The 19,045-nt window shown below is 61.1% G+C and carries 12 protein-coding genes; 2 read left to right on the top strand and 10 right to left on the bottom strand.

Going from position 1 to position 19,045, the window contains the following annotated elements; all coding sequences use genetic code 11:
* Positions 1-261: 261 nt before the first annotated feature.
* Genes D5261_RS04370 through D5261_RS04355 form a run of 4 tightly spaced genes read right to left on the bottom strand, consistent with a single transcriptional unit; the run spans position 262 to position 6,314 of the window.
* On the bottom strand, positions 262-3,486 hold the full coding sequence (locus D5261_RS04370; protein ID WP_119321163.1) for a glycoside hydrolase family 15 protein: 3,225 nt from the start codon (positions 3,484-3,486) through the stop codon (positions 262-264).
* 50 nt (positions 3,487-3,536) lie between these two features.
* The gene (locus D5261_RS04365; protein WP_119320858.1) at positions 3,537-4,244 is read right to left on the bottom strand and encodes a DUF4276 family protein; all 708 of its coding nucleotides are present in this window, start codon (positions 4,242-4,244) and stop codon (positions 3,537-3,539) included.
* A complete protein-coding gene (locus tag D5261_RS04360; protein ID WP_119320857.1) occupies positions 4,241-5,257 on the bottom strand; it encodes an AAA family ATPase in 1,017 nt (338 codons plus the stop codon). Before D5261_RS04360 ends, D5261_RS04365 begins: the two co-directional genes overlap by 4 nt.
* A gap of 10 nt (positions 5,258-5,267) precedes the next feature.
* Positions 5,268-6,314 (bottom strand): tRNA dihydrouridine synthase, encoded by a 1,047-nt coding sequence (locus D5261_RS04355; protein ID WP_165864101.1) that lies wholly within the window; start codon positions 6,312-6,314, stop codon positions 5,268-5,270.
* Between the two features lie 137 nt (positions 6,315-6,451).
* Between D5261_RS04355 and D5261_RS04350 the strand changes: the two genes are divergently transcribed.
* Positions 6,452-7,282, top strand: a complete 831-nt coding sequence (locus tag D5261_RS04350; protein WP_119320856.1) for a DUF1559 family PulG-like putative transporter — start codon at positions 6,452-6,454, stop codon at positions 7,280-7,282.
* A 106-nt stretch (positions 7,283-7,388) separates the two neighbouring features.
* Here the strand turns inward: D5261_RS04350 and D5261_RS04345 are convergent, their stop codons facing one another.
* The 3 genes from D5261_RS04345 to D5261_RS04335 form a co-directional block, all read right to left on the bottom strand.
* Complete coding sequence (locus D5261_RS04345; protein ID WP_119320855.1) at positions 7,389-8,501, bottom strand: alpha/beta hydrolase family protein; 1,113 nt, start codon at positions 8,499-8,501, stop codon at positions 7,389-7,391.
* 141 nt (positions 8,502-8,642) lie between these two features.
* A complete protein-coding gene (locus tag D5261_RS04340; protein ID WP_119320854.1) occupies positions 8,643-9,296 on the bottom strand; it encodes a DUF5666 domain-containing protein in 654 nt (217 codons plus the stop codon).
* 125 nt (positions 9,297-9,421) lie between these two features.
* The gene (locus tag D5261_RS04335) at positions 9,422-10,321 is read right to left on the bottom strand and encodes a peptidyl-prolyl cis-trans isomerase (protein WP_119320853.1); all 900 of its coding nucleotides are present in this window, start codon (positions 10,319-10,321) and stop codon (positions 9,422-9,424) included.
* 95 nt (positions 10,322-10,416) lie between these two features.
* On the opposite strand from D5261_RS04335, the gene D5261_RS04330 reads away from it, so the two are divergent.
* Positions 10,417-11,973 carry a site-2 protease family protein gene (locus tag D5261_RS04330; protein ID WP_119320852.1) on the top strand — a complete coding sequence of 519 codons (1,557 nt, stop codon included), beginning with the start codon at positions 10,417-10,419 and terminating at the stop codon, positions 11,971-11,973.
* 12 nt (positions 11,974-11,985) lie between these two features.
* Here the strand turns inward: D5261_RS04330 and D5261_RS04325 are convergent, their stop codons facing one another.
* The 3 genes from D5261_RS04325 to D5261_RS04315 are packed head-to-tail and all read right to left on the bottom strand — an operon-like array spanning position 11,986 to position 18,994.
* A complete protein-coding gene (locus D5261_RS04325) occupies positions 11,986-15,249 on the bottom strand; it encodes a CHAT domain-containing protein (protein ID WP_119320851.1) in 3,264 nt (1,087 codons plus the stop codon).
* A complete protein-coding gene (locus D5261_RS04320) occupies positions 15,246-17,366 on the bottom strand; it encodes a S8 family serine peptidase (protein ID WP_119320850.1) in 2,121 nt (706 codons plus the stop codon). Before D5261_RS04320 ends, D5261_RS04325 begins: the two co-directional genes overlap by 4 nt.
* 59 nt (positions 17,367-17,425) lie before the next feature.
* Entirely contained in the window at positions 17,426-18,994 is a 1,569-nt protein-coding gene (locus D5261_RS04315; protein ID WP_119320849.1) for a ComEC/Rec2 family competence protein, read from the bottom strand.
* Between the last annotated feature and the right edge of the window lie 51 nt (positions 18,995-19,045).

Raw genomic sequence — 19,045 nt, 5'->3', positions numbered from 1 at the left:
GCTCGCCGCTACTACCATTATGCATGACAATCTGCTATTGCTGTTCATTTTTACACTACCTGTTTGGGCTAAGCCCCATGATTCTCACTACATGAGACAAGCGACAAGCTTGTTTCGAGCTTGTAAGTAAAAGCGACAGGAGAATCGTTTGCCAGATCGGGAGACGTTAACACCATTGCAAGTGTCGGGAGTCGATGGCAACATTATACCATTGTGTTTGCCTGCTATCGCTTACTTTGAACCTCAATTCATCCTGTTATCTCACACCGCTTCCCCCTGCGTCAAGAACTGCAGCGCTTTGACGACGGCGGCGGCGCAGGTTTGGGGGGAGGATTCGTAGAAGGAGGTCCAGGCTTCGGATTTGTCTTCGTCGTAGGCGTCGGCGCGGTCGGGGTGGTGGTCGAGCCAGGCGAGGCGGACGGCGTGGCCGACGATGACGTCGGTGACGAGGTAGTCGTCGATCCGGAGGCTGGGGGTGCGCTCGACGAGATGGCAGAGGGCGACGAGCGTTTCGATGGTGACCTGGCGGAACTTGACGGCGTCCATCTTGTTGAGCAAATGCTCGATCGTGAGGGCGAAGTTCTTTTCGCCGGGAGTCATCTCGGAAAGAATCCAGTCGCTGTCGATGCGGTTGCGCAGCTCCAGTTTGTCCCCGATGATCAGGCCCTTGCAGTGCTCGAAGAGGTTCCAGACGCGCGGGTAGAAGCCGGCGGGGACGCGGTTAAGGGAGCCTTCTTTCTGGCGGTAGCGGAGCCAGCCGCCGGACGGGGTTTCGATGATCGTCGTGAGAGAATCCAGGGGTTCGACGACGCCCTGCTGAAGCGGGAGGGATTCTTGGCGGCGCGCCAGCCTGGCGGTATCGTCATAATCTCCCAGCACACGGCGCAGGCGCAGCTGGATCTCGGAAGGGCTCAGGTGCATCAGGTACTCGTAGGCTTCTTCCTGGCGCATGTCCAGATCGCCCGCGAGCTCGCTGGTAATGAGCAGGATGAGATAGCCGACGCGCAGGGTGAGCAGGCCACGGAAGAGCTCCGGCTCGCTCTTGATCAATACGCCGAGGTAGATCAGGATTTCCTGCGTCAGCACCCAGTCGCGGATATCCGCGCCGCCGAACTCGCGGATCTTGTCGCGGATTTCGCTCGGCGGGAGCGGGTGGGAGACCAGCGAGGCGTCGGTGTACGATTTGCCGAACGTGAGCTGCTTCTGGCGGACGAGAATGTCGGTGACGGCGTCCGCGAGGGCGACGTCGGTTTTGCCGCAGAGTCCGGCGGCGCGGCGCACCACGGCCCAGAAGGAGCGCCCGTGCTCGCCGCGCGCCGCCTGCGCGTAAACGTCTTCCAGCAAGTCCAGCACCGTGACATTTTTTCCGTCGATGGAAAATGTCGCCGTGAGGCCGACGATCCGCACCAGCGCCTGGAGCAGCTCCACCTGTTCGTAGATGTTGGGGTTGCCGGGAAGCCGCCGGAAGATCGCGTCGGCGTCATGCTCCTGATCGATTCCCATCTCTTCCTGGCGTGACAAAGGCGCGCATCGCAGAGGATCGACGGCCAGGAGAAAGTGCGCCGGCTGCGCGTCGCGGACGGGCGTCTGGGAGAACTCGAATTCGTGGAGATAGTCGATCCGCTCGATTCCCGCCATCTGGCGCAGCTCGCCGATCCGTCCCAGGCGCACCGGGACGCCGCCGCATTCGCCGTTGTGCATCTCCTGGATCAGCGACAGCAGGGCGTCGCGCCCCGCCTCCAGCACGGTGCGCGTGAGCAGCAGCGTGATCGTGGGACGCCCCGTTTGTCGCCAGTGCCGCTGAATATAGGCGATCTCGCTCTTGATGTGCTCGACCAGATAGTACCGGTCCAGCATCAGGTAGAACTTCTGTGGGTCCAGAAACGAGGGCAGGAAGACCATGATCTGGCCTCGGATCAGAAACAGCTTCGAGGTCGTGAGACTGCGCAGGCGTCGCACGGGGCGCCCGGTCAGGCCCAGCTTGTCGTTGCGCCCGATATACCCGTAGGCGCCGGCGAGCTCCCCGGCGCGCCGGACCTGGATCGGCTCGATCTGCTGCGGCGTTTGCGTCGTCACTCCCAGCGTCTCCAGTTCGCGCTGCAAGGCTTCGTCTTCCGCCAGCAGAGCCACCTGGACGACCGGTTCGCGCGGCGCGCCGATGCGCAGGCGCCGGCCCAGCGGATCGATCTCGCCCGTCTCCAGCAGCCCCTCATCCACCATCAGCGCCAGATAGTAAAGACTCTGCGCCCAGACCAGCGGGACATTCGCGTTCGGCAGACGCTCCTGGCTGTGCGGCTCCGCGCGCTCGGCGTCGATCCGCTCCGTCGGCACATAGTACAGCTCTGGCAGCAGCTCCATGCCCTCGTGGGTCACCAGCACGCTTTTCAGCCGCGACCGGTATTCGGCGATCGCCCCGTCATCTCCCCGGAACAGCGCGTCCAGCATGAGATAGGTGTAGAAGAGCGGCCATTCGCACTCGATATTCTCGAACTGCTTCAGCTCCCAGGCTTCGTAATAGAGACGGCCTGGATCTTCAATCGTCGTCTGGTGCCCATCGCGCAAAAATCGCTTGCAGCCGTATTCGCCCTGAAGCTTTTCGATGACCCGCCGGCGAGTCCGGTGCGCGAGTTCCGCGTCCTCCACCGCGAACGCCGGGAATCCGACGATGCTGAGCAAGGCGCCGTCCACCTCTTTAGAGCTCGATTCCCAGGGCAGCAGCGACTCCAGCGTGATCCGTGACCGGGCGATCTCGTCCGCCAGCACGTGCAGTACCGACGCCTGCCCGCCGCGCACGCCGAACAGGTCCAGCCCATTCAGCGCCTCCAGCGCCGCCTTCGCCATGCCGATGGAGCTGGCGTTCAGCTCCGCGCCGCCGTGATTGATCTTTTCGCCGCGCTCCCAGATCCCAAAGTCCGGCGTTCGATACGCCCGTCCGATATAATAGACTAAGTTCTGGACAAAGTTCACCTCGTCCACCGTGTAAATAATGGACAGGCCCGACGCCGTCATCTGCCCGAGCATCAGCAGCCACAGCGAGGTTGCGTCGAGCTGCAAATGCCCCCACTCATTGTCGCCGACCACCGTGTTTCCCGTCCGCGTGTCGTACTTGGCGTGCAGCGAATCTCCCGGCGACTGCGTATGCTTGAACCGCTCCACCTTCGGCGCCTGCCGCATCATCGCCAGCAGCAGGCCGCGCATCACCTTGACGACCGACTGCTCCAGCTCGTACGTCCGCCCCCGGTCCCAGTCGAGCTTACGATAAGCCAGCCCCAAACCCCACGCCGCCATGATGCTGTAGATATTGTCTCGCACCCACGCGTCGGTATAGTCCCCATGCGCGTTCACCGCCGTGCTCGCGGGCAGCAGGCCCGAAATCGGGTCCTGCCGGCTGAGAATCACTCGGGTCACCAATCGATAGTAGTGATCCAGACGGGCGGCGAGCTGTGAGTTGTCGAGAAAAGTTTGGGAGTGTGTTTGATCATGCATAATGGGGAGCTCGTCTTCGTGGGTTCGTCGGGGTTTGAAGCGTGCGGAAATCAGAGGCTCGCTCTGCGTTCCGGCCAAGATTCTAATTGTTCCAGCCAGCTTCGAAAATGTGGACATTGTGCGCGAATGGCGTCCAGCCCGATTTCCAATGCGGCGAGTGTGCCGTAAAGAGGTTTTACATAACCAGGCACAAGTCCTTCAATCCGTTTGGAGGGGGCAGTGATTGGTGAATCGTTGATTTCTTCAGGGCTGCTGAATTGGTCGCGGATTGTCTGAAAAGCGGAAGCCAATCCTGGTTGCGCCACGCCGCTTGCGAATCGCTCGCAATCGCTAAAAAGCATCGCTTCAAATTCATGCATCATCACGAACGGGAAAAACCTGGAAAGGGCGCCCATTTCTTGTGTGTTCGCGATGATATCTTTGGCGACGGCTTCCTCCACAGAAGCCGCTTTCATGAAAAATGCAAGACCGGCTGCCTTATGCCTGCCTGGCCATCCGTCATCGGCGCCTTGCGGCAGCGCATAATAATCGACCATTGTGGTTGCGAGACAATTTGGATCTTCCTTGAGATGCCGAAGAATATCGCCGCGGACTGTCCTCCATGACCGAATTCCGCCCCGGCGGCTTCGCTGCCGAGAATTTCCCAGCAGCCGTGCGCTCACGGCCGTATATCCCTTACGATACAGGTGGTCGGCCAGCAATTCATTGACAAACGTCTCTTCCGTCTCGCCCTCGACATGGATCAGAAGCCTCGTCACGCGCTGATCCTCTCGCCAGGGCGGCCACCGAACTCGTTCTTTTCCCAGAGCTGCCCGAGGCTATACTCGTCTAGCCACTCGCCGAGCCGCTGCGCATCCAAACGCGTGAATTGCGTTCCGCCATCCACGCGCTGGGCGACAAGCACATCCTCCGGTTCAAATTGATCCAGCAATTGCGGAGACTGCGTGGAAAGGATCACCTGTGCATGAACGGACGCCTGCTTTACAAGCGACGCCAGCATAGTAATCGCGTAAGGATGCAGGCCCAGCTCCGGCTCATCGACTAAGATCACTGAGGGAAGAAGCTCGGCCGGCTGAAGAAAGAGCGTCGCCAGCGCAATAAACCGCAACGTCCCATCGGACAGCGACGAAACATCAAAGTACGCATCCGATTCTTTGTGCCGCCATTCCAGCCGAATCTTCTCCGGATTGAGGTTCTGTGGCTCCAGCATAAAGTCGTCAAAAAATGGCGCAACCCGTTGAATGCTTCTACGAATCAGGCTGTATGAACCGCTATGCTTGAGCCGCAAAAAGTACAGAAACGCCGCCAGGTTTGCGCCGTCTGCCCGGAGAAACCGATTGTCGTTGACATCCGATGTTTTCTTGATCGGAGCGTTCGTACTTGTATCGTGGAAATGATAGATCCGCCAGCGATCCAAATGAGTGCGATCTACTTCGGCCATCTCGACATCTGAAGTAATAAATTCGTCAGTCACGGTAGGAATTAATGACAGCCGATATCTGTTTTTTGCTTCCTGGAAGGTGACATTAATTTCAATCTTCTCAGTTGTCTTTGCTCCAAAGTGCAATATCTTGTCCGCACCCCCAGCTCTGGTGACGTAATCTTGAAGTTGCCCTTCGCGAATGGCGTGCAAAAACGAGAAAACCCCGATAAAATTGGACTTGCCGGAGCCGTTTGGGCCGATTACGATGTTCACAGCACCCAATGCTAGATCTTCAATCGAAGCGATGCTTTTGAAGCCCTTGATCGATATTTTTTCTATTGCAGGCATGGATGCTCCGTTATGAAATTACAGCGAAAGACTTGGAGGCTTCTGATGATATTGGTGTGTATGCGCGCAGTATCGCAAACAGCTCCTCTACCGATTCGGCGCGCTTGACCTCATCAAACGCCTGGAAATCTCCGTGCCGGCGCGCCAGGTTGAGCCATTGTTTCATCCGAGGGAGGATCTTGCGAGAGCTGGGGCCTTCGAAGTGGTCCGTCCAGTGGACGAGGCGCTGGAGCTGGGCGATCCAGTCCAAGGGGACGTCGTTGAGGTAGGCGGGTCGGGGCGGGACGAGGCCGAGTTCGGCGGCGATCTGGTAGGAGAGGGTGGGGTCGGCGAGGGCGCCTCGGCCGAGCATGAAGTGCGCGCAGCCGGTTTCGTCCTGGCAGCGCTTGAAGGCTTCCAGGGACCAGATGTCGCCGTTGGCGACGACGGGGATGCCGAGGCGGGCGCGGACTTCGCCGATCGGGCCCCAGTGGGCGGGCGGCTTGTAGCCTTCGATCTTGGTGCGGCCGTGAATGGTGATCCAGGCGGCGCCGCCTTCGGCGGCCATGGCGGCGTTTTCGTGGATCGATTCGATCGTATCCCAGCCGAGGCGCAGCTTGGCGGAGACGGGAATCTCGGGTGGGAGCGCGGCGCGGATGGCGGCGACGATCTCTCGGATGCGCTGGGGATATTTGAGCAGCGTCGCGCCGCCGTCGTGACGGTTCACGGTCGGCGCGGGGCAGCCGAAGTTGATGTCGATGGCGCGCGCCCCCGCCTTGCAGCCGATCACGGCCGCCTCCGCCATGCGCTCGGCATCGCCGCCGAGGAGCTGCACCTGAACGGGAAGGCCGGTGTGCGTCCGCCCGCCGTTCAGAAGCTCGGGGATATCCCGGTGGAAGACCTTTTTGGGCGGGACATCGGCGTTCACGCGCAGAAATTCGGAGACGGCGTGGGTGAACGCGCCGGCTTCGCCTTGCACCGCGCGCATCGGCGCGTCGGTGAGGCCGTCCATGGGCGCCAGCACCAGCGCCGGCGCGTGCGGCGTCACCCAAATTGTTTGCGGACCTAACTCAGACATATCTTATTTTAGCACGAGATCGCTCGGGACGGCGTCGTTTACCAGGTAATGAAAGGCGGCGTTCGCTCCGAGAATCTTTCATAGTTGTATTTTTAGCCGGAGCGCGCCGAGAAATTCGCGCTCGGCGGAAGGTTTCCATGAAAAAACAAGGTTTTACCCTTATTGAACTACTCGTAGTCATCGCGATCATTGCGGTGCTTGCGGCCATTCTCTTCCCGGTCTTCGCCAAGGTGCGGGAAAAGGCGCGTCAGACAAGCTGCGCCAGCAACCAGAAGCAGCTGGGATTGGCGCTCATGCAGTACGTTCAGGATAACGACGAGTTTTATCCGAGCGGCACGCGCGGAACCGACCCCAGTAATCTCAATACGGGCGAGGGCTGGGCGAGTCAGATCTATACCTATGTCAAGAGCACGGCCGTCTACCAGTGCCCGGACGATCCCACGAAGGGGTCGCACATCAGCTATACATACAGCCTGTGCCTGGGCGGCTCCAGCTCCGCCGCGATGACGTCGTCCACGAAGACCATTCTGCTGTCCGAAGGCCAGAATGACACGACGGATCCCACCAATGCGTCGGAAGTCGGCTCGGCGACCACCGATGGGTTGCCGTACCACCCCTGCGCCGGCGGCGGACCGATCTGGTGCGATTACCGGGCGGATAACTTTGTGGGAGGCCCGCCGCTGCAGGCGACCGGCGTTCTCGACGGCCAGGGAACCACAAGCGTCGGAACCGGCAATTGGGGATACTATACGGCCAAGGGCGGACGCCATAACGAAGGCGCCAACTATCTGATGGCGGACGGGCACTGCAAATGGTATCTGCCGGCTGCGGTCTCCGCCGGCTGGAACGCCGTCACATCCACCGATCTTGGCGGCGGCTCGGTCCCCGGCGCGCCGGGCGTCTACGGCACGGTCTACGCGGAGGGCGTCGACAACGGAAAGCACGCCGTTACGTACAGCATCCGCTAATTTCCGTTCACAACGACCGAGGTCGCGGAGATAAGAACAGCCGCCGAGCTTCATCAAACGAAGCTCGGCGGCTGAATTTTGTGCGGCCCGCCAAGTTAAGCGCGCTTTAGGGGCGCGGCGCGCGCCAGGAGAACCTGGGAAGCGTCGGCGTGAACGGCGCGCCGTCGAATTTGGTCGGAACGTCTTTGCCGAAGAACTGATGATCGGCAAAGTCCAGCAGCGCGCGCCAGTCATCGGCGTTGTGCGCGTGCTTGCCTTCCCGGTAATGATTGGCGATCCGGCCGCCGGCGCCGAAAAACTCAAAAACCTCTCGGGCGGCAAGATATGTTTGATGCGTCCCTTCGGGATCCGCCCAGAGGTCGCCGAGGGCGTTGGTGATAAGAAGGGCGCGCGGGGCGACGAGCGCCAGCAGTGAGTGCTGGTCGAACGGGAGCTGGTCTTCACGGCCGATGAATGCGGGGAGCTGTGCTTGGAACCAGTAGGGGAATACGCGCAGGATGATCTCCAGAGTTTCAGCGCCGGCGCTCTTGGCGCGGTACGGCGCCGCGCCGCCGCATCCGGAGTTATTGGGGGCGGCGAGGGCGATCCGCTCGTCCAGCGCTCCCGCGAGCAGCGTCGCCTTGCCGCCGCGCGAATGGCCGGTGACGGCGATTCTAGACGCATCCACATACGGCTGCGTCACGAGATAATCGACGGCGCGATGGTATCCCCACGCCCACGCGCCCATCGCGCCCCAATCATGATCGGGATAGAGAGGGTAGACGCCGACGTCGCGCCCCGGGGCGTCGGGCGCGATCTCGGTGCGATCGAACTCCGCAAGCACGTAGCCGCGCGCCGCGATCTCCTGCGGGATCGGAGCCGCGCCCCAGCATCGATCTCCCACGAGAAGGACCGGCATCGGCTCCGAATGGCCGCCGGGAACGATGACATGGAGATGAAATTGGACGGCGCCGCCTGGCCCGCAGGTGATGCGAATGCGCTTTTCAGTCGCTCCATAAGAGAGGGGATCCGATGCGATCTCCGCCGCGCTCAGATTTTCCGGAGGCGGGGGAATGTGTCCATATTCATCGCGCAGCAGGGCGCTTTGGATTGACGCGCGGCATGCTTCCCATTCGGAGGGGGTGGCGATGCGTGTTCCGTCCGGGCGCAAAAATGGATCGGGCAGTTCGGCGACAACCGTCAGCGGGTCGATTTCCATGGAAGGCGTCTTCGCGATCATCAGTGCTTGGCTCTCCTTACGCTGTGCTGTCGATATTCTAGCACGGCGATCAGAAAATTGCCCGGCTCCCGTTCACACGGGAGCCGGGCAATTTGCATGGCGTCGCGGCCGGAGCGCGCGATTCACGCGCGCTGCGTGAAGCTATTTCGCGTTGGCCGTTCGCCTGGCGTGCGCGGGGACGATGGTGATCGTCGCGGCGACCGGCGGGGTGGCGGCGGTTTTCAGACGAGCCTGAACCGTCACGCCGGCGGACAGGTCGCTCGGCGCGGCGGCCGTTACGCTTTCCACCTTGGTCTCGGCGGTGGTGGTTACGGTCACGGTGACGCCGCCAGGCGTCGTGAGAGTCAGCGTCGGAGTCGTGGTCGCGATCACGCCTTCGACATGGTTGCGATGGAAGCCGCTCTTGGGGCCGGTCTTATGCTTGCCTGCCGTAATCGCAGGCTCGATCAGGATATGGCTGGCGGTCAGGGTGGGGGCTTCGGGAGTGGCCGCGCCGTAGGCGCGCACCGTGTCGCCGACTTTGACGTCCGACAATGCGCCTTCGCTCGTCTTGAGGATCTTCGTGGCGTCGTCCCACGCGAAGGTCGAGGTGTTGGCGCCGTGATGCGACGTCACGGTGATCGTCTTCGCCGCCGTGTCGATGCTGGAGATCTTGCCCTGGACATTGTCGGCGGCTTTCGGGGTCGCCGCAGCGGCGACAGGCGTGGCCGCGGGGACGTCGGCCAGCGCCGTGAGCGGAGCCAGCGCAAACGACGCGCAGGCGAGCGAGATGAGCGATTGCAGTGTAGTCTTCATGAATGTTCCTCCGAAAATATTCTTCGCCTCTAGTGACGAAAGAATATTCTCAAGGTTCAAAGCGCGAAGCGCCGCCAGAAATTTATTCGCCAGGCTTGTGCGGACAGCGCAAAATCCATCGGCTGCTAGTGGGCCACGGCGGGATTGACATCGTCGAAATCGCTCTCGTATTTTTGGTCTTGAAACGTGGGCGGATTCTGGAGGTAGAGCGTGCGGATCATCGCGGCGGCGCTGGGCGCCTTGGCGAGCTTCGCGGCGCGAACGACATCGCTCTTGATCTCCGCAAGCGGCGGGATCCGCTTGGCGTCCTTGCTGATGACCCGGATGGTGAGAAAGTGATTCTGGACTTTGACAGTCTTCACCTCCTTGGGTTTGGCCAGGAGCACAAGATCGGAGATTCGGGTACGATCCGCTGGAGACAGCGCGTCCATGTTGACGTTAAAGCCGTCGACGCCGACCACATGCAGGCCGGGTTTCTGTGCGATCGCGCTCTCGGAAACGCCGGTCTTCAGAAGATTTTCGGCGATAAGCGAGTCCTCGGTCGAATCGGTGACGACGATCGTTGTCTTCGCCTGCTGGGGAAGCTCATACTCCGCAGAGTGCGCCGTGTAATACTGCTGCGCCTCATCGTCCGTCAAGGAGATATTTCTCAAACGGAGATTTTCCAGAGAAAGATCTAGTTTCAAATTCGCGACAAACTGTTTCCGCTGCTCTGGCGCCCTCTGCGCGTCCGGAACGATCTGCGGCTCGCGCCGTAAGACCTCCGCCAGCCTCTTGTCCACGTCGGCATCGGTCGGAGTCACGCCCGCCTTCGCTGCCGCCTGCCGAATCAGGCTTCCAAACACCAGCTTTTGCAGGACGCCCTTCCCATATTGATCTTCCAGGATTTGCAGATAATCAGATCGCGAGATCGTCTCCCCGCCCACCGTAATTAACGGCGTTGCGCTGTCATCCGCGCGCGCCGCCAGAGGAAGAACCGCCAGCATCGCCAATCCCAATATCGCCGCGAACTTTGCTTTGATCATTTCAGGTCTCCATGGAGACCATTATACATCGTTCGGCGGATCTACGCATCTTTCGTGAAGCCAATCACAACAGATGAGCAGGTAAACTGAGAGCTATGTTCCTTATCTCTTGCTTGGCGTTTGCCGGCTTCTTATATTTGCATATCTGGATACATGAGATAGGTCATGCCGTGGTGGGCTATGCGATGAGGTACGAAGTGACAAGCCTTGGCACGGGACAAGGGAAGCCGATTTTCGCGTGGAGCCTTGGCGGCGTGCGATATTATATTTGTCGCGACCAATTCTATAGTGGTGTGACCTTCACCTTCCCGAACGTGGTTAAACCTACGCGCGGCGCGCGGTTGCTTGTGTATAGTGGAGGCATCATCGCGAATTTTGCGACCGCATGCCTTCTCTGCTTTATTTTATATTTCAATCCAGACAATATGATCTGGTGGATCGGATTGGGAACGGCGTGCCTCTGCCTGTCTTGGAGCATTATTCCTTGGCGTAATTTGCAAAATGCGTTCTCTTCCCAGAACGACGGCGCGAATATTGTCGACATTTTATGGCCGCGAAAATCATCCGATGAGCTTGTGACGCCCGAAACGCTCTCTAGATACCTAGCAATACTTAAGTTTTTGCAGGGCGTAGGCGACTACAAAGGATTGTATTTTTACGCCACTTCGCTTTTGCCCGCGTTTTTGTATTACACTGAAGGGGAAGATGCGAAGTGGGTGCTTTCATGTCTGGCGTCTCTCGAACAAATTGAGAACAAGCATCAATTTGAGCACGCGTTGCTGCGCGCACATATTGGGTTAGCCGAAGATGATCTTGCAAACACTGAGGAAGCGCTGGATGAAGCCGAAAGGCTTTACACGGAGAACCATGAGGAATATTACGGTCTAACGCTCCAATGGCTCCGATTTTCGTGGCTGCTAAAAGCGAAGCGCCCGGCGGACGCGCTCAAGATCGTTGACATGATGATTGCGCTCCATCCTATTGAAGAGAATGCCGAAACGGCGGTCACGTTGCTGACATGCCGCCTCCACGCGGTTTTGGATCTTCATGGACTAGACGGGGGATTGAAAGTCTATGAAGAGTATCTGCAAAAACGGAGCTTCTATGAAACAGACGCTCTTGATCTGAATGTTGCCCATGCTTTGGCGAAAGCCTATGGGAAAGCGGATGAGTGGCAGGCGGCGGAGCGGCATTATCGCGAGGCGCTTGCGCTCGCAACAAAAATGGGATCTCTTCCGCACGCGGATCGAGAGCTCATCGATGACGCTCAAGTTTGCTTTGCACACTTGGAATTGACGAACGATTTTGAGCTGGCGCAAGCCAAGGAAGCGCTCAACCGGTCGATCAAAGAAAAGCGCGTTGCGGAGAAACGGCAGGCGCATCTGATTTTTTTACAGCGCCGGAACGCCGAAATGGCCTTTGGATGTATTTGCGTGAGCCTGCTGATCTTTGTTGTGGCGCGTCAGGATGGAGAGGGAGTCGATTTTGGATCGTATCTCAGCACGTTTTCTCTGGTCGCGGCGTTCATGATTGTTCCTATTTATCTCTATGGAGGTTTCGATCGTGGGTTTCGCCCATTCGTCGCGCCGATTATCTTGCTTCTCACGGTTCTCCCCTGGCTGGCCGCCTTCCTTGTCATCCATTCGGTTTAACGAGGTGGGCGCCTACTTCCAGTTCCCGATTAAAATAAACGGCGCCCAGAAGTATGGGTGGGCGAAGGGGGCTTTGGGATCGGGGGTGTAGTCCGGCGCGCCGGCGGGGTCAGGATCGGTGTGTGTTGGATTGATGGGTTTGGGGGCGCCGCCGCGATGCGCGCCGGCGGGGGCGCTTTGGTCGCCGTGGAGGAGGGCAAGCTGGGCGGCTTGCAGGGCCTGGGCTTTGGAGGCGCCGGGGTGGCTTTCGCGGTATTGGTAGAAAGCGTGCATGAGCATCTGCGTGCTTTCGTCGGCCACCGGCCAGAGGCTGGCGAGGACGGCGCGGGCGCCCTGGCGCTGGGCGATTACGGCGCAGCCTTCGATTTCGCGGCCGCCGCTCGCGTCGTCGCCTGCGCTCATGGCGGTGTCACAGGCGGAGAGCGTCAGCAGATCGGTTCCCTGGAAGACCTGGGGGAGAGTCTTGAGCTCGGCGAGGGTAAGGTGCGTTCCGTCGCCAAGAAGAAGAAACGATTCGGAATCGCCGCCGGGCCGGAACGAGAAGTGGCTGGCGATATGGACGACCGGGTATTTGCGCTCCTCCAGCGCCGCGACCATTGAGTCGCGCGTGAACGCGGCGTCCAGCAGCACGGAGCCTGGGAGGACGGAGCCCGTGCTTGAGGCGTCGCCCTGAATGATTCCGTGGAGCTCTTCGGGAACGGCGGGAAGCGCTTCAAACCCCGGCTGCGCTTTGGAGACGCCCAGGCCGAGCGCGGACCAGTGAGGCGCCGTCGCTTCCTCCAGGCGGCTCTGGCTGGCGAGGGTAAACACTTCATTGCGATAGCGCTCCACGAGATACTGCTTGCCGTCGTAGAGCGTCGCGATCGGCAGGTAACGCAGCGCGCCGTCGAGCGACCACATCAGCGTCTTCGCTTCCGCGCCCGCCAAGTCTTTCTCAATCGGCCCGATCAAGATCTTGTAAAGATCCTGCGCCATCGGGCGCGGATCGAGGCTGGGATCCTGCAGCGCCTCGCGCAGAGCCAGGATCTTTTTGTTGAGGTCGGCGGACGAGATAGCATACTCCTCCGCCTTCTGCGTCTGCGAGGTGACGACGATCACCCGGTACTTGTCCGCCTCCACGATGGTGTAAAGCGCGACTGTCCCTGGTCCGAGGTTGCGCAGGGTCTCCGAAAGACCGGATGTTTCTCCAACCGACGCCAGCCGGGGCGACGCGCCGGGCTTCGCAAACTCCTCCGCCATCTTTACGAGCGAGCTTTGGAACGCCGTGTTCGCGACGACCAGATCGCGGTCCGCGTCCGCCAGCGACTTTTGGTCGGCGTCCGTAAACGCCGCCGGATCCGCCTGCTCCTTACGCGCCAGCAGCGCCTCGCGTTTTTGCCCAATGGCCGTGACTTGATCGGCGATCTTGGCGTATCGATCCCGCCATTCCGTTTCCGCCGCGTTCAATGCAACGGACTTTCCGGGAACGGCCGCATCCGATCCGCCGCGCTCGGCGAAATCGCGATATTCTTTGTCTTTCATCCGGTGAAGAATTTGCTGGGCCTCAGGCAAACGGCCTTGCTGGACGAGCATCTCCGCCAGAATCCGATAGACATCACGATCCTGCGCAAACACAATTTGCCGCGTCGCCTCGTCAAATGTCGCGGTGTTCGCCCGAATCCGCTCCCGCAGGGCGACGGCTTGCTTACCGTAAAAGATTGCCAGCGGATAGGTTTGCGCGCTCTCGGCATAGAGGTATGTCAATTCGCTGAGAACCGAAATTTCACCGGATGTTGCAGGCCGCGCGGAGTACAGCAAGAAGGCCTGCTGAGATAAATCGATCGCCTTCGCACGATTGTGCGATAACATCTCGACACCGGCGAGGAAATTCAAGGCGAATCCTTCCGAATTCCAGTCGCCTAACTGCTTCGCTAATGTGATTGCGGCGTTCAAATCCTGACGTGCGTCATCGTAGCGCGCTTCATTTGTTTCGGCCGTCGCCAGCGGCATAAGCGACTGGAGTTGGTTGGGAACATCATGCGTCGCCTGTGCAATCTTGAGCGACGCGCGGTAGCAGGCAACCGCTTGAGGGAAATCTTTCTTATGCCGATATGTCTGCCCTAAAAGCCAGAGGAAGTTCTGTTCAACGTCCGTGTTTTTTTCGGCGCGCGCTCTGGTCAGTCCATGGTTTAAATCCGTGATCGCTTCCGGGAAGCGGCCCAGGTTCGCCTCCGAGTAGCCGATGTTTCCAAGCTCCTCAAGATCGAATTGTTCGTCCTTGAGCGAAATATAGATCTCTCGCGCTTGTTTATGGAAATCGAGCGCCTGCTCAAAGCTGCCTAACTGCGTATAGACCTGTCCAATACCGGACAGCGCCTGCGCTTTGCCGGGAACGTTGTGAACGCTCTCCGAAAGCTCCGCCGCTTTACGGTATACGAGGATCGCGTGATCGTATCGCATTTGTTTGATATTGCACTGTGCGCTGTCCATCAACAGGCTGGCTTGCAATTTGACGTCGCCTAAATCGAGCGCGCATTCCATGGCTTGTTTGTAATCATCCAGCGCCTTGGTCAGATCTCCCTGATCCGCGGAGACATTGCCCAGCCTTTGCAATGCGTCCAACTTCAGACGCGGAAGGGAATGGGCGACCGCGAGATTGAGCGCCTGGGTATCGTCGTTTGCGGCGTCGTCGAGATGGCGCATCATGCTATGGAACTGTGCTCGGAAGAGATAAGCTTTGCCCTGAAGTGCGAATTCCCCGAGATTTTTTTCCAGGACGATCGCTTGCGTCGCCGCATCCAGGGCCGCTTCGCCGCGTCCCATTTGCATCATTAAGGCTCCGGACATCATCAAATAGAGGCCGGATTGAGGGGGATCCGCGTCCTGAGCCAACTCGGAAGCCTGCTGGATATGCGTGAGAGCGTCCGGTAATTTTCCCTGGGCGCGCATCGCCTCAGACCACAGGAAGTACAGGAACGACTGCGTCCGCTGAACTTTGCGATGCGGTTCGGGATCGGCAAAACGCCCTAAGGCGGTTTTCAGCATTTGAACGCCGTCGTCGAAACGCTCCAGACGGCCGTAGGAATAGGCGAGCTTGACGACGGCCTTGTCGTCATGCGCATCGGAATCAACCGCGTTTTGGTAGTCCTTTAACGCCTCGTCATACTTCTGAGCGTCGTAAGCTGCATCGCCGAGTTTTGTCCACGCGGAAGCCATCTTCTGAGCGTGGGCGAAGTTCGCCGACATTCCGAGCATCGTCAATGTGAGTGCGCCGGCGGCGAAAGAACGTCGCTTCACTGCGGCTGTCCCATTTTTCCGGAGGAGGCGCTGTCAGGCGCGGCGGGCGTCGCCGTGAGCGCGGCGGCGGGGGCGAGTTTGCCGTAGCCCCAGAGGTTGTTGGGGACGGCGCCGGTGAAGTCGTCGTGCTGGGCGGCGCCAGTGAGGATCTTGCGGATCTGGGCTTCGTCGAGCGTCGGGTTCTTTTGCAGCATCAAGGCGATGACGCCGGCGGTGTAGGGGCAGGCGGCGCTGGTGCCGGACCAGGCGAGGTGCTGTTTGTCGGGAGTGAGAGAGGCCGTGTCGGGCTTGCCGTCCGCGCCGAGGCTCATCTTGGAGCCCTGCGCGAGCGGCGAGATCGCATACGCGCCGGGGGCGGCGATCTCGGGCTTGACGACGCCGTCGCGGCGGAAGCCGGGGCTGGAGTAGTCCGAGATATCGCCGACCGGCAGGTTGTATGAGGTGGTTTTGCTGGCGGCGTTGCGCCAGGACTTGCGGATATTGTAGGAGCCGACCGTGATGACGTTGGAGGCGGTCCCCGGCGCGGCGACCATGGCGTGCTTGTCCGCGCCGTCGCCGAACGAGGCGTTGCCTGGGAATGGCAGGTAAAGATGGAAGGCGCCATCCGTCACTTTGGCGCTGGCGCCGAAGCCGTAGATCAAATAACTGCCCGGCTCCAGCGGAATCGAGAGATGGTCCTCCTGTCCGTTGGAGACCGTGTCAAGCTCGACGGTTTTGAAAAACGCGGCGAACGACTTCGGGGCGCTCGGCGTCGCGCTTGTCACGCCCTTGATCCCTTTGCCGGTGCGCGCGACGTAAAAGAATACCGGTTTGCCCGCCTTATCGATGAGGTATTTGTCCAGGCCGGCGACCGCCAGCCCCCACTCGTCGCCGGCCTTGAAGTACGCATCGAGAAGGGTCGGCTGATCGACAAACAACTGGATCGGGCGGCTTTCGATATCGGCCTGGCCGTCCTGGAGCGCGCCGAACCGGCCGCTGGCGTGCGAGCTGGAGAGACCGTCGTTTCCGGCCGCCACGCAGATACAGATTCCCGCCTTGCCCGGGGCCGCGATCTCGTTCATCGCCTGCTCCTCCAGGCTGTCGCCATCGTGGGCCGTGTCGTTCGAGCCGAAGCTCTGGCTGATCACGCACGGCTCGCCCAGCGCCTTGGCTTGATCGGCGATAAACTGCGTTCCAAGGAAGTAAAACGGGTTGGCCCCGTTCTCGCCGGCCTTGACGACGATCAAGTCCGCGTCGGGGGCGACGCCTGGGAAGTCGGCGCCGCTGCCGGCGGCGGTCCCGGCGCAGGCCGTGCCATGTCCTTCGTGGTCGACGGACTTTACGTCGCCGGATTTGCCCAGCGCGGCGTCGATCTGCGCGCGCGTATAGAGCGTGCCGATGATCTCTTTGTCGCCCACGACCGGCGGCTTGGAGCCGATCTTCCCCTTGGACGTCTTCCAGGAGTTGTCGGTCATATCCCACAGGGCGAGAATGCGCGTCGATCCGTCGGCGCGCCGGAAGTCCGCGTGCCGCCAGTCGATCCCGGAGTCGACGACGCCGACGATCACGCCCTTGCCGGTCAGTCCTTGATGGTCGAACGCCACGGCGTCGGCTTCGCCGCCGCGTGAGGTCGTAAAGGGCCGGATGCGCGGCCGCAGGGAGCTTGGCGGGACGGGCGGATACTCGGCGCTGCGCGCGAGCCGGATGGCGTAGACGGAGCTTTCCATGGCCAGATCTGGAATTTTGGAGACGGAAACGCGCGCGCAGACGGTATTGGAGGCGGAGTGTTCGTAAATCCGCGCCCCAAGAGCCGACAACGCGGCGTCGCCGGTGTCCGCGGCAACCGTCAGCGCGACATTCACCTGCGGCTCCGCCTCCGATCCATCGATGCCAAACCGGCTGAGCAGCTGCGCTTTGGAGTAAACGAACGTGTCCGGCGCCGCAGGCTTTGCGGCGCGGAACTGGTTCGCCAGGAGCCGCAGTTCGGGAGCGATCTTCGCGGTTCCCTCGCCGCCGCGCGCGGTGACTTTCCGGATGCCAGCGTCCAGATTTGGGTATGGGACGCGCAGGGCGGGGGCCGCGTGCGCCGCCGGCGCGGTCAGCAGCACGGCGAGGCTGAACAAGAAACGTGGAGTCATCGGGAAATTCCTATGAGGGCAAACGATAATGTCTTATTATAAGAGACAAACGTGCTGTTTTAGTGCGCGAGTGGCCGATTTGACGAAATTTTCCTCCGGGCAAGCAACGCCGCAGCGAAGGCGACGCCGGCATAGTAGAGGGCGATAAGTACGATCGGCGGCGTTTGGATGGCCCGAAACGCCCAGCGCCCTTCGCCGCAGGCGCGGACGACGGCGATGACATAGTCCAGCAGGGGAAGCAGCAGAGTCGCGCTCAGCGCGGCCGCGCCCGAAGAAATCCCGGCAAACGCCGCCGTCAGGAAGCCCAGAGGAACGATCAGAAACAGCGCGGGGACGACCAGAAGGTTGGCGAGGACGCCGCTCAGGGAGAACTCGTTATAGGCGCCGGCCACGATCGGCGCGGATCCGAGCTGCGCGAACAGCGTCAGGCCCGCAAGCTCCAGACCCCAGAACGCGGCGCGCCGGACGGCGGGAGCGAGCCGCGTCCAGCGCTCCGCGCGTTCGCGCCAATAATCCGACCAGAGCGGCATCGTGACGGCGAGGGTGGCGACCGTCAGGAACGACATCTGGAATCCGGAGTCGAACAGCGTCTGTGGGTTATCCAGGAGGATGGCGAGGGCCGCGAAGCCGAGCGATGTCGGCAGGTCCGGCTCGCGTTCGAAGAAAAGGGCGGCGAGATACACCGTCGCCAGCAGCGCCGCCCGCGTCACCGAAGGTCTGCCGCCGGCCATGACGGCGTAGAGCCAGAGGATCGCGATGATCCCCAGCGCGGCCCAGCGGCGCGGAATCGTGAGCCGCCGCGCGGCCGCCAGAAGCCACCAGATCAGGATCCCGACATGCAGGCCGGCGGACGCCAGCACGTGGATCGTTCCTGTATGCACGAAATCCGCGAGCAGGCCCGGATCGAGATCGGAGCGCTGCCCGATCAGGATCCCGCAGAGCACGGCGGCGTCCGTGGGCGGCAGATGCGCTTTCAGGGCGGTCACGATCTGATGGCGCGCCGTCCAGGCGGCGCGGAGGATGGGATTCGCGCCGGCGCCATGAGAAATCAGGGTGGGGGGGCGGCGTGCGGAGAGCGCAGCGTAAACGCCTTGCCGCGCGAGGTAGTCGCGCCAGGAGAACGCGCCGGGGTTGGTCGCGGCCGGGGGAAGATCCAGATAACCGCGCAGGGCGATTCGGTCGCCGTAGTCCAGAGTGGGAGTGTCGCGGGCCTCGGAGGACGCCAGCGTTACGGAGAGCAGGCCCGTCACGGCCTTTGTTTCGCCGCGCATCTGGACTTGCTCCGCGCGCAGGCGAAAGAGGAGGCGGCCCGGACGGCGCTCCGGATCGTTCGCAATGACGCCGGTGACGGTCGCCAGCGCGGCTTGACCGGCGCAATGGCGGATATCGCCGGGCGGAACCACTAGCGCGGATGTTTCCCGCAGCGCGCCGCAGGCCATTCCCGCCAGGATCAGACCCGTGAGCGCCAGCGGCCAGGGAGACGCTCGCCATGCCAGCAGCGCTCCCCCGAGCGCCAGGGCGGCGGCGATCAGCCAGAGCGGCGTATGGCCGGCTCCGCATGCGGCGACGCCGAGCGCGAACGCGCAGGCGAAACAAAGAAGCGGCCGGTGCTGGAGTGAAGCGCGCATACGCCGCTATTGTAACAGAAAGGCGGCGCGCTTCGCCAGGGGCGCATAATT

The sequence above is a fragment of the Capsulimonas corticalis genome, assembly GCF_003574315.2.
Taxonomy (GTDB): domain Bacteria; phylum Armatimonadota; class Armatimonadia; order Armatimonadales; family Capsulimonadaceae; genus Capsulimonas; species Capsulimonas corticalis.
Note: the sequence above shows the minus strand (reverse complement) of the source record. Positions and strands in the feature narration are given on the sequence as shown.

Excerpts from the sequence above, each read along its gene's own strand:
- D5261_RS04370 (WP_119321163.1), bottom strand. The coding sequence starts at position 3,486 with ATGCATGATCAAACACACTCCCAAACTTTTCTCGACAACTCACAGCTC.
- D5261_RS04360 (WP_119320857.1), bottom strand. The coding sequence starts at position 5,257 with ATGCCTGCAATAGAAAAAATATCGATCAAGGGCTTCAAAAGCATCGCT.
- D5261_RS04355 (WP_165864101.1), bottom strand. The coding sequence starts at position 6,314 with ATGTCTGAGTTAGGTCCGCAAACAATTTGGGTGACGCCGCACGCGCCG.
- D5261_RS04350 (WP_119320856.1), top strand. The coding sequence starts at position 6,452 with ATGAAAAAACAAGGTTTTACCCTTATTGAACTACTCGTAGTCATCGCG.
- D5261_RS04345 (WP_119320855.1), bottom strand. The coding sequence starts at position 8,501 with ATGATCGCGAAGACGCCTTCCATGGAAATCGACCCGCTGACGGTTGTC.
- D5261_RS04340 (WP_119320854.1), bottom strand. The coding sequence starts at position 9,296 with ATGAAGACTACACTGCAATCGCTCATCTCGCTCGCCTGCGCGTCGTTT.
- D5261_RS04335 (WP_119320853.1), bottom strand. The coding sequence starts at position 10,321 with ATGATCAAAGCAAAGTTCGCGGCGATATTGGGATTGGCGATGCTGGCG.
- D5261_RS04330 (WP_119320852.1), top strand. The coding sequence starts at position 10,417 with ATGTTCCTTATCTCTTGCTTGGCGTTTGCCGGCTTCTTATATTTGCAT.
- D5261_RS04320 (WP_119320850.1), bottom strand. The coding sequence starts at position 17,366 with ATGACTCCACGTTTCTTGTTCAGCCTCGCCGTGCTGCTGACCGCGCCG.
- D5261_RS04315 (WP_119320849.1), bottom strand. The coding sequence starts at position 18,994 with ATGCGCGCTTCACTCCAGCACCGGCCGCTTCTTTGTTTCGCCTGCGCG.